16 protein-coding genes are annotated in these 12,427 nt (G+C 68.6%); 11 read left to right on the top strand and 5 right to left on the bottom strand.

Annotated elements, in window-relative coordinates:
- The 10 genes from VQ03_RS25665 to VQ03_RS25625 form a co-directional block, all read left to right on the top strand.
- Window positions 1-337: c-type cytochrome (locus VQ03_RS25665; RefSeq protein WP_048453747.1), on the top strand; the 337-nt coding region annotated here is incomplete at its 5' end.
- Window positions 334-2,025 (top strand): cytochrome c oxidase subunit I, encoded by a 1,692-nt coding sequence (locus VQ03_RS25660; protein WP_083468216.1) that lies wholly within the window; start codon window positions 334-336, stop codon window positions 2,023-2,025. The genes VQ03_RS25665 and VQ03_RS25660, both read left to right, overlap by 4 nt.
- Window positions 2,022-2,696, top strand: a complete 675-nt coding sequence (locus VQ03_RS25655; protein ID WP_245292196.1) for a cytochrome c oxidase subunit 3 — start codon at window positions 2,022-2,024, stop codon at window positions 2,694-2,696. The genes VQ03_RS25660 and VQ03_RS25655 overlap by 4 nt, the downstream gene beginning before the upstream one ends.
- Before the next feature lie 11 nt (window positions 2,697-2,707).
- Entirely contained in the window at window positions 2,708-3,007 is a 300-nt protein-coding gene (locus tag VQ03_RS25650) for a cytochrome C oxidase subunit IV family protein (protein WP_048453746.1), read from the top strand.
- A 145-nt stretch (window positions 3,008-3,152) separates the two neighbouring features.
- Complete coding sequence (locus tag VQ03_RS34775) at window positions 3,153-3,452, top strand: toxin-antitoxin system TumE family protein (RefSeq protein ID WP_083468215.1); 300 nt, start codon at window positions 3,153-3,155, stop codon at window positions 3,450-3,452.
- Window positions 3,449-3,814, top strand: coding sequence for an HVO_A0114 family putative DNA-binding protein (locus VQ03_RS25645; RefSeq protein ID WP_053078730.1), 366 nt, complete (start codon window positions 3,449-3,451; stop codon window positions 3,812-3,814). The genes VQ03_RS34775 and VQ03_RS25645 overlap by 4 nt, the downstream gene beginning before the upstream one ends.
- Window positions 3,815-3,899: 85 nt before the next feature.
- A complete protein-coding gene (locus tag VQ03_RS25640; RefSeq protein WP_048453745.1) occupies window positions 3,900-4,691 on the top strand; it encodes a class II glutamine amidotransferase in 792 nt (263 codons plus the stop codon).
- Between the two features lie 115 nt (window positions 4,692-4,806).
- Window positions 4,807-5,529, top strand: a complete 723-nt coding sequence (locus tag VQ03_RS25635) for a sigma-70 family RNA polymerase sigma factor (protein ID WP_048453744.1) — start codon at window positions 4,807-4,809, stop codon at window positions 5,527-5,529.
- Window positions 5,530-5,671: 142 nt separating this feature from the next.
- Window positions 5,672-6,082 carry a DUF1236 domain-containing protein gene (locus tag VQ03_RS25630; protein ID WP_048453743.1) on the top strand — a complete coding sequence of 137 codons (411 nt, stop codon included), beginning with the start codon at window positions 5,672-5,674 and terminating at the stop codon, window positions 6,080-6,082.
- A 233-nt stretch (window positions 6,083-6,315) separates the two neighbouring features.
- Window positions 6,316-6,570, top strand: a complete 255-nt coding sequence (locus VQ03_RS25625; RefSeq protein WP_048453742.1) for a hypothetical protein — start codon at window positions 6,316-6,318, stop codon at window positions 6,568-6,570.
- 4 nt (window positions 6,571-6,574) lie between these two features.
- Here VQ03_RS25625 and mscL read toward each other — a convergent pair whose 3' ends face one another.
- On the bottom strand, window positions 6,575-6,985 hold the full coding sequence (gene mscL / locus VQ03_RS25620) for a large conductance mechanosensitive channel protein MscL (protein WP_048453741.1): 411 nt from the start codon (window positions 6,983-6,985) through the stop codon (window positions 6,575-6,577).
- 117 nt (window positions 6,986-7,102) lie between these two features.
- Here mscL and tam point away from each other — a divergent pair, with 117 nt between their 5' ends.
- Window positions 7,103-7,876, top strand: coding sequence for a trans-aconitate 2-methyltransferase (gene tam, locus VQ03_RS25615; RefSeq protein ID WP_048453740.1), 774 nt, complete (start codon window positions 7,103-7,105; stop codon window positions 7,874-7,876).
- Between the two features lie 115 nt (window positions 7,877-7,991).
- Here tam and pssA read toward each other — a convergent pair whose 3' ends face one another.
- From pssA to VQ03_RS32235, 4 genes are all read right to left on the bottom strand, one after another.
- Complete coding sequence (gene pssA / locus VQ03_RS25610; RefSeq protein WP_048453739.1) at window positions 7,992-8,828, bottom strand: CDP-diacylglycerol--serine O-phosphatidyltransferase; 837 nt, start codon at window positions 8,826-8,828, stop codon at window positions 7,992-7,994.
- Between the two features lie 16 nt (window positions 8,829-8,844).
- Complete coding sequence (locus VQ03_RS25605) at window positions 8,845-9,558, bottom strand: phosphatidylserine decarboxylase (protein ID WP_048453738.1); 714 nt, start codon at window positions 9,556-9,558, stop codon at window positions 8,845-8,847.
- Window positions 9,559-9,707: 149 nt separating this feature from the next.
- Complete coding sequence (locus VQ03_RS25600) at window positions 9,708-11,663, bottom strand: ABCB family ABC transporter ATP-binding protein/permease (RefSeq protein WP_157064254.1); 1,956 nt, start codon at window positions 11,661-11,663, stop codon at window positions 9,708-9,710.
- A gap of 194 nt (window positions 11,664-11,857) precedes the next feature.
- Window positions 11,858-12,427: LysM peptidoglycan-binding domain-containing protein (locus tag VQ03_RS32235; RefSeq protein ID WP_048453748.1), on the bottom strand; the 570-nt coding region annotated here is incomplete at its 5' end.

Below are 12,427 nucleotides of genomic sequence, written 5' to 3'. Positions count from 1 at the left end.
TGCCGGCGCCCAGCAGGGCGGCCAGGCCGGGGCCGGACGCGCGGTCTACGAATCCTATGGCTGCGGTGCCTGCCACGATCCCGGCGCCAAGGTGCGGGCGCCGTCGCTCGCCGGCCTCTACGGGCGCGAGGTCAGGCTCGCCGACGGGCGCACGGTGACGGCCGACGAGACGTATCTTCGCGACAAGATCCTGAACCCGAACCGGCAGAAGCTGGCGGCGGATTACAAGCAGGTGATGCCGACCTTCCGCAACGTGATCCCGAACGACGACCTCGACCGTCTCGTCGCCTACCTGAAGAGCCGAAGCGCGACGGCGCAGCAGGAGGCCACCCCATGAACTCCAGCTCGATCTCCAGCGGCACGATCACCGACGGGCCGGCCCTGCGCGACCCCCACACCCCGGATTCCCGCCTCGGCCACGGGTCCGACTACCTCCACGCCGAGCACACCTTGCGCTCGTGGTTCTTCACCACCGACCACAAGCGCATCGCGCTCCTGTATCTGGCCAGCATCACCGCCTTCTTCGTCATCGGCGCGGTGACGGCGGGGCTGGTGCGCCTGGCGCTGGTGGTCCCCGACGGGCAGGTCTTCACCAACGACACCTACAACAAGCTGTTCACGATCCACGGGGTCGTGATGGTGTGGTTCTTCCTGATCCCGAGCATCCCCGCGACCTTCGGCAACTTCCTGATCCCGCTGATGATCGGCGCGCGGGACCTCGCCTTCCCGAAGCTGAACCTCGCCTCCTGGTACGTGTTCATGACCGGCGCGCTGTTCACGCTGGCGAGCGTGGTGCTGGGCGGCGTCGATACCGGCTGGACCTTCTACACGCCGCTCTCCACCGCCTTCTCCAACACCTGGGTGGTGCCGGCGCTGGTCGGCGTGACGATCGTCGGCTTCTCGTCGATTCTGACCGGCCTCAACTTCGTGGTGACGATCCACACTATGCGGGCGCCGGGCATGACCTGGTTCCGGCTGCCGATCTTCGTCTGGACCCACTACGCCACCAGCCTGATCTTCCTGCTCGCCACCCCGGTCATCACCATCGCTTTGGTGCTGCTGATCGCCGAGCGCGCCTTCCATATCGGGGTATTCGATCCGGCCTATGGCGGCGATCCGGTGCTGTTCCAGCACCTGTTCTGGTTCTACTCGCACCCGGCGGTCTACATCATGGTGTTGCCGGGCATGGGGGTGATCTCCGAGATCGTCCCGGCCTTCGCCCAGAAGAAGCTCTTCGGTTACCGCTTCGTCGCCTACGCGGCGATCGGGCTCGCCTCGGTGACCTTCTTCGTCTGGGGCCACCACATGTTCGTCAACGGGCAGAGCGACTTCGCCAGCGTGGCGTTCTCGGTGCTCAGCTTCGCGGTGGCGGTGCCTTCGGCGGTCAAGGTCTATAACTGGACCGCGACCATCCACAAGGGCTCGCTCAAGCTCGACACGCCGATGCTCTACGCCATGGGCTATATCGGCCTGTTCGTGCTCGGCGGCCTCACCGGCCTCTACCTCGCGACGCTCGCCATCAACCAGCACGTTCACGCCACCTACTTCGTCGTCGCCCACTTCCATTACATCATGGTCGGCGGCACGGTTTTGGCCTTCCTCGGCGGGCTGCATTTCTGGTGGCCGAAGATCACCGGACGGATGTACATCGAGGCCTGGGGCCGCATCTCCGCCTTCCTGATCTTCATCGGCTTCAACGTCACCTTCTTCCCGCAATTCATCCTCGGCTATCTCGGGATGCCGCGGCGCTACCACGTCTATCCGCCGGAATTCCAGTTCCTCAACATCCTGTCCTCGGCGGGCTCGACGATCCTGGCGGTCGGCTACATCTTCCCGATGATCTATCTCGTCTACTCGATCTGGTTCGGGAAGCGGGCGCTGGCGAACCCCTGGGACGCCAGGGGCCTCGAATGGACCGTGCCCTCGCCGCCGCCGGCCCACAACTTCCTCACCGAGCCGCAGGCCCCAAAGATTCCCTACGACTACCCGATCCAGGCCCGTGAGACCGGGAGGCAGCACTCGTGAGCGCGGGGGCCACCGACAGCCAAGTCGGCAGCCAAGTGGGCGTGAAGCTCGTCTCGCACTTCGCCACGGTGGAGCAGCAGAAGCGCGCCGCCGTGCTCGGGATGTGGGCCTGGCTGCTGACCGAACTCCTGCTCTTCGCCGGGCTGTTCCTCACGGCTCTCATCCTGCGCCTCACCCACCCGGAGGCGGTGCAGGCGGCGGCACGCCACCTCAAGTTCTGGATCGGCGCCACCAACACCGTGGTGCTGATCGGCTCGAGCCTGACCATGTCGGGGGCGATCCAGCTCTCCCGGCTCGGCTGGCAGCGCGGCATGGTCCGTTTCATGCTCGCGACTGCCGCTCTGGGCACGCTGTTCTTAGCCCTCAAGGGCTACGAGTACTACGCCGACTACCAGGAGCACATGATGCCGTTCCTGTCGGACCGGCCCTACGCGCTGAAGGACTCACCCCCCTCGCGGCTGTTCGTGAACCTCTACTACGTTGCCACCTCGCTGCACGGCCTGCACCTGATGACCGGCATCACCATCCTGCTGGCGATGACCTGGCAGGCGAGCCGGCCGGGTTTCCTGAAGCAGCACCAGAATCGGATCGAGATCTTTGGGCTCTACTGGCACTTCATCGACCTGATCTGGATCCTCGCCTTTCCGATCCTCTACGTGCTCAACCGGTAGGAGGCGCCCCCATGTTCGGCACCGGCGACGAGCGCCGCATCCTCTGGCGGCACATGCGCGAGCCGGTCCTGACGGCTTGCGCGCTCCTGGTGATGCTCGGGATCAACGTGGCCTTGGGCGCCACCCTCCCCTTCCCGCATGTCTGGATCGTCGAGCTTCTGGTGGCGAGTGCCATGGTGGTGACGATCCTGCTGTTCTCGATGGAGGTCCGCCACGAGCCGCCCCTGGTGAAGCTGTTTGCCGGCATCGGCTTCTTCTGGGTCGGGATCCTGTTCGCGATGACGCTGGTGGATTACTTGTCACGACCGTAGCGTCGTGCTCGGGCGTATCTTCGCTCCAACTTCACGTGACAGGCTCAAAGTCGCATAGTGGGTTCCGATAGCGCCTTGTCCAGCAAGATGCGACCCTTGATGATGCCCGGAAAATATGACATATAAATATGACATATAATGTCGTATCGCGACGACCACTCTGCTATTTTCCGAGAAGCGTGTCTACGAAGACGGCGCGATCCTACAGGCTAAGCTCTGGGTGCTGCCAGCCTCGAAACGAGTTCCAGGATCGGCCCATTCGCTGAAGTACTCACTCTACTACGGTCGGCCAGGTCAAAGGATCGTTGCCTATGACAACGAGTCCGGGAAAGGCGACCATGTTCACCGTGGGGACGTCGAAACACCTTATCGCTTCGTATCCGTCGAGCAGTTGATGCTGGATTTTCTCGCCGAGGTACGCTCTCTCCGCGGAGGATCGATATGACCGACAACCTGCAGATAGACATCGGCGGCTCGGCGGACGAGATGGGCCGCCGGTTCGTCGAGGCCTGGCACAAGGCCGAGCGAGGAGAGATCACCCCTCCCATCCATCGCCTTACCTTCGAGAGCCGGGACGCATTCGTGACGACGTTCTCGCCCGCCCGGATCGCGCTGCTCAAGCGGCTCGCCGCGGATGGACCGGCCCCGTCGATCACCGCGCTCGCCGATGCGCTCGAGCGCCCCTACCGCCGCGTCCATGACGACGTGGCGGCTCTGCACGCCGCCGGCTTGGTGGAGCGAAACGGCAGGACGATCACGCTCGCCGCCTCCAAGGTCTCGGCCCATCTCGACCTGAACGCCGCCTGAGGCTGCCGTTGCGATACCGCTCTCGTCGACGGCAAGGCGCCGTCGTTCACTCCCCGCTCACCAGCGCGGCCCTATAACCGTCGCCATGTGCGAATTGCTCGGCATGAGCGCCAACGTCCCGACCGATATCCGCTTCAGCTTCGCGGGCCTGGCGCGCCGCGGGGGCGAGACCGGGCCGCATCAGGACGGCTGGGGCATCTCGTTCTACGAAGGCCGTGGGAGCCGCAGCTTCCACGACCCGGAGCCGAGCGCCCGCTCGGAGATCGCCCGGCTGCTGCGGCAATACCCGATCAAGAGCCGGATCGTGATCGCCCATGTGCGCCGGGCCAATCGCGGCCGGGTGGCGCTGGAGAACACGCATCCGTTCAGCCGCGAATTGTGGGGCCGGACCTTCACCTTCGCGCATAACGGCCAGCTCAAGGGCGTGAAGCGCCTGAAGCTCGGCCGCTTCAAGCCCGTCGGCACCACCGACAGCGAGCACGCCTTCTGCTGGATGCTGGGCAAGCTCGAAGAGCGCTGGGGCAGCCTGCCGAAGCCCACCCGCCTCGACGGGGCGGTGCGGGAGCTCTGCGCCGAATTGCACGGGCTCGGGGTGTTCAACATGCTGCTCTCCGACAGCCGCACCCTCTACGCCCATTGCGGCAAGCGCCTCTGCACCCTGACCCGCCGGGCGCCGTTCGGCACCGCGACGCTGATCGACGAGGATTGGCGGGTGGATTTCGCTGAGGAGACCACGCCCGACGACATCGTGACCGTGGTGGCGACCCGGCCGCTGACCCGCGACGAGAGCTGGACCGACCTCGCCCCGGGCGAGGTGCTGGCCCTGCGCCTCGGCGTGCCGGACGGGGACGAGGCGGGAGCCGGCGCCGGCGGCTGAGCCGCATCGCCCGTGTCACGGCGCCCTATCGGTTCCGGCCCGTTTCTCGCTAAGGTTGGTCTTTCCGGTCGCGGCCCCCGGGCCCATCTTCCTCTGGCAGGCAGACGCGAGAGCCATGACGCGAGACACCGCCCCGAATCCGTCGGCCGAGGACCGCCCCGGCCTGTCGGCCAGCATCCGGTCGCATCTCGGCACGCAGCTCCGGGCCACCTACGAGGCCCTGGGCAGCGCCGATCCGGACAACCGGTTCGCCGAGCTGATCGCGCGCCTGGAGGCGGCGCTCAAGGCGCAGGGCGAGATCGTCCTGCCCGAGTTCCGCGACGGGCTCCTGCAGGCGGTGCCCTCCCTCCGGGCCTTCGCGCTGTCGCTTACCAGCAACCCGGCCCGGGCCGACGACCTGGTGCAGGACACGCTGCTGAAGGGCTGGCAGCACCGGGCCCGGTTCCAGGCCGGCACCAACCTGAATGCCTGGCTGTTCACCATCCTGCGCAACATCTTCTACTCGGATCACCGCAAGCGGGTGCGCGAGGTCGAGGACCAGGACGGCTCCTACGCCGCCCGGCTCGCCACCGCGCCGCATCAGGGCGACCGGCTCGACGTCGAGGACCTGCAGAGCGCCCTCGCCAAGCTGCCGCCGGACCAGCGCGAGGCCCTGGTGCTCGTCGGCGCCGAGGGCGTCTCCTACGAGGAGGCGGCGGCGATCATGGGCTGCAAGGTCGGCACGGTGAAGAGCCGCGTCAGCCGCGCCCGCGGCCGGCTGGCGGAACTCCTGGGCTACGACGAGGAAGACCTGGGCACCGACCGGCTGATCCAGTCGGCGATGCCGAAGGACGCGTGAGTCGGCCCGGGACGCCCCGACGAAATTCGAAGCGACTTTTTCGGCCACGACGATTGAACCGTTTTGCCCAAGGCGACGTTACTCCCCCCGAAGAGCTGCCCCGCTCGATCGGGGTGGACTGGACGAAACGGAGATCGACGCGATGAAGACCAAGACCTTCCTGGCCACTGCTGCTCTCGCCCTCTCCCTGCCGATGGCCGCCCACGCCCAGGGCCTGATCGGCGGCGCCCAGCGCGGTGCCGAGGACGGTGCGGATGCGGCCGGCCCGGTCGGCGCGATCGTCGGCGGCGCCGTCGGTGCTGCGACCGGTGCGGTCGGCGGCCTGCTCGGAGTCGACGACCGTCCGCGCTTCCGCTCCTACGCCGTGCGCCAGCACCGCTCCTACGATTGGGACGGCGACGTCCGCGTCGGCACCGTGCTGCCCTCCTCGGGCGTGAGCTACTACGAGGTCCCGGCCGATTACGGCATCCGCGGGCGCCGCTACACCGTGGTCAACGACCGCGTCGTGCTGGTCGATCCGGGCACCCGCCGCATCGTGCAGGTCATCGACTAAGGCAGGTCATCGACCAAGACGGATCTGCGCGTCGCGCCGCCCTTGGGCGGCGCGGCCCAGTTCTTCGGCAAGCCCCGGCCCGAAGCCGGGGCTTTTCGCTATCCGATGCAGCGGGGTCCCGTTCGCCGTTGCGTCATGGCCTGCAACGAAACCGGTCCCATCATCGTTCTTCTTGCGAGACGGCGCAGGTGGACTGAGCACGGCGCCGCGAAGCTTCAGCGATACGGACACCGATGCCCAACGATCCTTACGAGAACCACGACGCCTCTCTGCCGGAGCCGGTGCGCGAGCATCTCGGGCAGCAGCTCCGCTCGGCCTACAATGCCGAGGCCGAGAAGCCGGACTATCTCGGCGATCCCGGCCTGCCGCCGCAATTCACCCCGCAGCTGCGCCGCCTCGAAGGCCGCCTGAAGGCCCACGATACCGGCCGCGAGGCGGTGGAAGGCGCCTTGCAGGACATCCTCCGCGAGCTGCCGGCGAAAAGCTGAAGGCTCACCGGCGCGCCGCCAGCAGGTCCCGGATCTCCGTCAGGAGCTTCACGTCGGCGGGATCCTCCTTCGCCACCTCCTCCCGGCGCTGCAGCCGGTTCATCGCGCGGATCACCAGGAACAGGACGAAGGCGACGATCAGGAAGTTCAGCGCCACGGTGATGAACTGGCCGTAGCCGATCACCGCCCCCTGCTTCTTGGCCTCGGCATAGGCCATGCCGCTCTGCACCTTCGCGGAGAGCGGCAGGTAGTAGTTCGAGAAATCGAGCCCGCCGGTGATCGCCCCGACCGCCGGCATGATGACGTCCTGCACCAGCGAGGTGACGATGGCTCCGAAGGCCGCACCGATCACCACGCCGACCGCGAGGTCGACGACATTGCCCCGCAGGGCGAATTTCTTGAATTCCTCGAGCATCACGGTCTCCTCGCACCGGCCCGCGACCGGGCGCCTCCCTGCCCTGCGCGACGGGGCGTCACGCAGGCAGGCTCATCGGCTAAGCTGGTGCGGATGGACGCGGCGAGGAGTCACCCGATGGTCGATTGGGATGCGGGCCAGTACCTGAGATTCGCCGACGAGCGCACCCGCCCGGCCTCGGACCTGCTGGCGCGGGTGCCGCTCGCCTCACCGGCCCGGGTGGTCGATCTGGGCTGCGGGCCCGGCAACAGCACCGCGCTTCTCGCCGCACGCTTCCCGTCGGCGGCGATCACCGGCCTCGATTCCTCGCCCGCCATGCTGGAGGAGGCGCGCCGGACGCTGCCGGACCTGAGCTTCATCGAGGCCGACCTCGCCGCCTGGCAGCCGGAGGCGCCGCCGGACCTGATCTTCGCCAACGCCGTCCTGCAATGGCTGCCGGACCACGCGGCGCTGCTGCCGCGCCTCGCCGGGTTCCTGGCACCGGGCGGCTGCCTCGCCGTGCAGATGCCGGACAACCTCGACGAGCCGTCGCACCGGCTGATGCGCGAGGTGGCGCAGGAGGCGCCGTTCCGCGAGGCGCTGGCGGGTGCCGCCGGCGCCCGCACGGCGCTCGGCACGGTGCAGGACTACGATACGTGGCTGTCCCGGGCGGGCTGCACCGTCGATCTCTGGCGCACGACCTACGTCCACCCGCTCCGAGGGCACCGCGGCATCGTCGAATGGGTGCGCGCCACGGGCCTGCGGCCGTTCCTGGCACCCCTCGATCGCGAGGGGCAGGCGGCCTATCTCGCCCGTTACGAAGCTGCCCTGCGCCAAGCCTATCCGATGCAGGATGACGGACGGGTGCTGCTGCCCTTCCCGCGGCTGTTCATCGTGGCGCGGCGGGTCTGACCGTGGTCTCACGGCCTGATCGATCCGGTCGATGCTTCCATCCCGCCCTCATCTCCTGAGGTTGAGGGCGGGATGGCGGATGCCTACGACGCGTCCTGCCCGACCGAACAAGCGCTCAGGCCGCCGGCGCCTCGTCGCTCGGGACGGACGGGGTCATGGCCGCCTCGGCCTTCAGCTTGCGCCGGTACTGGTTGGCGCCGATCGGGATCGCGCAGAGATAGCCGAGGCTCAGGAGCGCCAGGATCTCGAACGGGAAACTGATCAGCAGCCCGAACGCCGCCACCGTCACGACGAAGATCGGCAGTACGTATTCCCGCGGCACGCGCTTGCCGACGGTCTTGCCCGAGAAGGTCGGCACCGTGGAGATCACCAGGAGGGCGATCACCAGCATGTAGATCAGCGCGACCGGCGCGAGGCTCGGAGCCATCTCGAAGCCGAGGAAGTGCAGGTAGAGCGGCAGCATCACGGTCAGCGCGCCGGCCGGGGCCGGCATGCCGACGAAGAAGTTCTTCTTCCACTCCGGCCGGTTGGGATCGTCCAGCATCACGTTGAAGCGGGCGAGCCGCAACGCCATCGCGATGGCGAAGATCAGGGCGACGATCCAGCCGAGCGATTTCAGGTTGTGCAGCACGAAGCTGTAGAGGATCAGCGCCGGGGCGCAGCCGAAATTGACGAAATCGGCGAGCGAATCGAGCTCGGCGCCGAAGCGCGAGGTGCCCTTGAGCAGGCGCGCCACCCGCCCGTCGACGCCGTCGAGCACGGCGGCGGCCACGATCGCGATGACCGCCGGCTCGAACTTGCCCTCGAAGCCGAAGCGCACGGCGGTGAGCCCGAGGCAGACCGCCATCAGGGTGATCATGTTGGGAATGATCATCCGCACCGGCACCGGCTTGAACCGGCGCGGCTTCGGCTCATTGGGCTCCGGCGCGAAGGGCGGGAAGAGGTCTTCCATCGACGGTCCTCCCCGGTCAGACGCGGCGGAACTGCCGCACCGGGCCGGTCCCGCGCAGATCGGCGAGCACGGTCTCGCCGGCCACCGCCTTCTGGCCGAGGCCGACCAGCACCCGCGTGCCCGCCGGCAGGTAGACGTCGACCCGCGAGCCGAAGCGGATCAGCCCGAACCGGTCGCCGACGGTGAGGTCGTCGCCGGGCTTCACCCAGTCGACGATGCGGCGCGCCACGAGGCCCGCGATCTGCACCACGCCGATGCGCACGCTCTCGCCGTTCTGGCGCGTCTCGATCACGAGGCCGTTGCGCTCGTTGTCCTCGCTCGCCTTGTCGAGCTCGGCATTGAGGAACAGGCCCGGGGTGTAGTGGACCTGGTCGATCCGGCCGGTGACCGGCACCCGGTTCACGTGGCAGTCGAACACGTTCATGAACACCGAGATCCGCAGCATCGGCACCGAGGGCAGGTCCAGCTCGGAGGGCGGCAGCACGGTGCTGATGAGGTTCACCCGACCGTCCGCCGGCGAGATCACCAGCCCGTCGCCGACCGGCACGATCCGCTCGGGGTCGCGGAAGAAGTAGCAGACCCACAGCGTCAGCAGCAGGAAGATCCAGCCGAGGAACTGGACGAAGGTGCCGGCGAGAACCGTCAGCACGATGCCGATCGCGATGAAGGGATAGCCCTCCTTGTGGATCGGCACCAGCACGCGGCGGATCGTCTCGAACAGGTCGGTCATGAGTCCTCGGGTCGGTCCTCGGGCCTTTCGCCGGCCACGAACGCGCCGGTCCAGCGCCCGCGGATGGCAGGCGCGTGGCTTCGCGTCAATCATTCGAACGGCGCGGGAGGCGCCTGACGCGTCCGAAGGACGCGCCCGAAGGACGCGCCTCACGACACCGAGGCCGGCTCCGGCGCCTTGGCGATCGGGTTCGGGATCTCCCCCGGCTCCAGATGCGTGCGCAGGCTCGCGCCCTCCTCCGCCTCGACGCGCTTGAGCGCCTCGCGGGCGGCATCCGCCTCGCGCTGGCGGTTCCACATCGCCGCGTAGACGCCGCCCTGCGCCAGCAGCGCCAGGTGGGTGCCGCGCTCGGCGATGCGGCCCTGGTCGAGGACGATGATCTCGTCGGCACCGACCACCGTCGAGAGGCGATGGGCGATGACGAGGGTGGTGCGGCCGCGGCTCACCCGGTCGAGGGCGTCCTGGATCTCGCGCTCGGTGAAGGAATCGAGGGCCGAGGTCGCCTCGTCGAGGACGAGGATCGGCGGCCCCTTCAGGATGGTGCGGGCGATGGCGACGCGCTGCTTCTCGCCGCCCGAGAGCTTCAACCCGCGCTCGCCCACCGGGGTGTCGTAGCCCTCCGGCAGGGCGGCGATGAAGCGGTCGATCTGGGCCAGCCGCGCCGCCTCGCGCACCTCCTCCTCGGAGGCCTCCCAGCGGCCGTAGCGGACGTTGTAGCCGATCGTGTCGTTGAACAGCACCGTGTCCTGCGGCACCATGCCGATGGCGGCGCGCAGGGTATCCTGCTGCACGGCCGCGATGTCCTGCCCGTCCACCGTGATGCGCCCCGATTGCGGCTCGTAGAACCGGAACAGCAGGCGCGACAGCGTGGATTTCCCGGCCCCCGACGGCCCGACGATCGCGACGGTGCGGCCCGCCGGCACCGTGAAGCTGATGCCGCGCAGGATCGGCCGCTCCGGCACGTAGGCGAAGTGCACGTCCTCGAACCGCACCACCGCCTCGCCGATCGCGAGGGGCTGCGCGCCCGGCCGGTCGGCGATCTCGGGGTTGCGGTGCAGGATCCTGAACATGTCGTCGATGTCGATCAGGGCCTGCTTGATCTCGCGATAGATCATGCCCATGAAGTTGAGCGGCATCGAGAGTTGCACCAGCATGGTGTTGACCAGCACGAACCCGCCGATCGTCGCCCGCCCGGCCATGATGTCGCGGGCGGCGAGCCACATCACCACGGCCATGCCGATCGTGAAGATCACCGCCTGTCCGGCATTGAGCACCGCGAGAGAGACGTAGGTCTGGGTCGAGGCTTTCTCGTAGCGGGCCATCGACTGGTCGTAGCGGGCGGTCTCGCGGCCTTCCGCACCGAAATACTTCACCGTCTCGTAGTTGAGCAGCGAGTCGACCGCCTTGGTGTTGGCGTCCGTGTCGGAATCGTTCATCCGCTTGCGGATGGCGATGCGCCACTCCGTGGCCTTGTAGGTGTAGCCGAGATAGGCCGCCACCATGACCAGGACGACGAGCGAGTAGGAGAGGCTGAACTCGTAGGCGAGCGTGCCCAGCACCAGCAGGAACTCGACGATGGTCGGCACCAGCGTCAGCACCATCAGGCGCGAGAGTTCCTCGATGCCGTTGCGCCCGCGCTCCAGCACCCGGGTCAGCCCGCCGGTCTTGCGCTCCAGGTGGAAGCGCAGCGACAGCCGGTGCATGTGCTGGAAGGTCTGGAGCGCCAGGCGCCGCACCGCATGCATCGCCACCTTGGCGAACAGCCCGTCGCGCACCTGGGTCAGCAGCGCCATGGCGATCCGGGCGGCGCCGTAGAGCAGGATCATCAGGGCCGGCGCGGCCCAGATCCCGGTCGGCACCGCGGCCTCCTTGCCGAGGCCGTCCCGGCCGCCGACCACCGCCACCAGCGCGTCGGTCGCCCACTTGAAGGTGAACGGCATCGCCAGGGTGACCACCTTGGCGACGAGCAGCAGCCCGAAGGCGATGAAGACGCGGCGCTGCAGGTCGGGCCGGCCATGGGGCCAGAGATAGGGCCAGAGGCGGCGGTAGGTCGCGACGAGGCCGGGCCGCTCGGGCTCGGCCGGTGGGGTCTGGGTGGTGGACAAGGGACCGGTTCCGGACGGGATCGCGCCGGATATAGGCCAGGACGGGGTGGCCGGACACCGCGCCCGACGCGGCCCGGACCTGCGGCGGGGTGCGTGCCGGGCAGGCGAGTTCGTGGAGGCGAGTTCGTGGAGGCGAGTTCGTGGAGGCGAGTTCGTGGAGGCGAGTTCGTGTGGAGGAACGGGCCGCCGGCCCGTCAGCCGCGGCCCTCCTGCGCCTGTCCCTGCACCGGCGGCGCCTCGCCGGGCAGCACGAAGACCTGGCCCGGATAGATCCGGTTCGGGTCGCGGATCTGGCCCTGGTTGGCGTCGAAGATCACGGTGTAGCGCAGGCCCTTGCCGTAGGTCCGGCGGCTGATGCTCCACAGGTTGTCGCCGCGGCTGACCTTCGCGGTGCTGATGCCGGGCACGAACACCGCGCCGGGATCGGCGGGCGTCGGATCCGCAGGCCCCTGCGCCGCCTCCGCGCCCGGCGCCCGCGCGGCGGTGACGACCGGCGCGCCGGCAGGCGGAGCCGCCGTGACGGCGGGCGCCTCCCCGCCCGGGGCGCCGCGCGGCGAGGGGCGCTGCGCCGTCTCGGCGGGACCGGCGAGGACCGGCCGTTCGAGGTTCGGCGGCACCGCGAAGGCGGTCTCGGCCCGGGTCTTGACCGCGCCGGAGGCGGGATCGACCTGGTCGACCCGCACCCGATAGTCGCCGGGCTTGACCCCGCGCCCGATCGTGAAGGCGATGCGACCGTCCGGCCCCGCCCGGCCGGGCGCCACCAG

The organism is Methylobacterium tarhaniae (assembly GCF_001043955.1).
GTDB classification, from domain to species: domain Bacteria; phylum Pseudomonadota; class Alphaproteobacteria; order Rhizobiales; family Beijerinckiaceae; genus Methylobacterium; species Methylobacterium tarhaniae.
Note: the sequence above shows the minus strand (reverse complement) of the source record. Positions and strands in the feature narration are given on the sequence as shown.

Excerpts from the sequence above, each read along its gene's own strand:
- VQ03_RS25660 (WP_083468216.1), top strand. The coding sequence starts at position 334 with ATGAACTCCAGCTCGATCTCCAGCGGCACGATCACCGACGGGCCGGCC.
- VQ03_RS25650 (WP_048453746.1), top strand. The coding sequence starts at position 2,708 with ATGTTCGGCACCGGCGACGAGCGCCGCATCCTCTGGCGGCACATGCGC.
- VQ03_RS25645 (WP_053078730.1), top strand. The coding sequence starts at position 3,449 with ATGACCGACAACCTGCAGATAGACATCGGCGGCTCGGCGGACGAGATG.
- VQ03_RS25640 (WP_048453745.1), top strand. The coding sequence starts at position 3,900 with ATGTGCGAATTGCTCGGCATGAGCGCCAACGTCCCGACCGATATCCGC.
- VQ03_RS25635 (WP_048453744.1), top strand. The coding sequence starts at position 4,807 with ATGACGCGAGACACCGCCCCGAATCCGTCGGCCGAGGACCGCCCCGGC.
- VQ03_RS25630 (WP_048453743.1), top strand. The coding sequence starts at position 5,672 with ATGAAGACCAAGACCTTCCTGGCCACTGCTGCTCTCGCCCTCTCCCTG.
- VQ03_RS25625 (WP_048453742.1), top strand. The coding sequence starts at position 6,316 with ATGCCCAACGATCCTTACGAGAACCACGACGCCTCTCTGCCGGAGCCG.
- mscL (WP_048453741.1), bottom strand. The coding sequence starts at position 6,985 with ATGCTCGAGGAATTCAAGAAATTCGCCCTGCGGGGCAATGTCGTCGAC.
- tam (WP_048453740.1), top strand. The coding sequence starts at position 7,103 with ATGGTCGATTGGGATGCGGGCCAGTACCTGAGATTCGCCGACGAGCGC.
- pssA (WP_048453739.1), bottom strand. The coding sequence starts at position 8,828 with ATGGAAGACCTCTTCCCGCCCTTCGCGCCGGAGCCCAATGAGCCGAAG.
- VQ03_RS25605 (WP_048453738.1), bottom strand. The coding sequence starts at position 9,558 with ATGACCGACCTGTTCGAGACGATCCGCCGCGTGCTGGTGCCGATCCAC.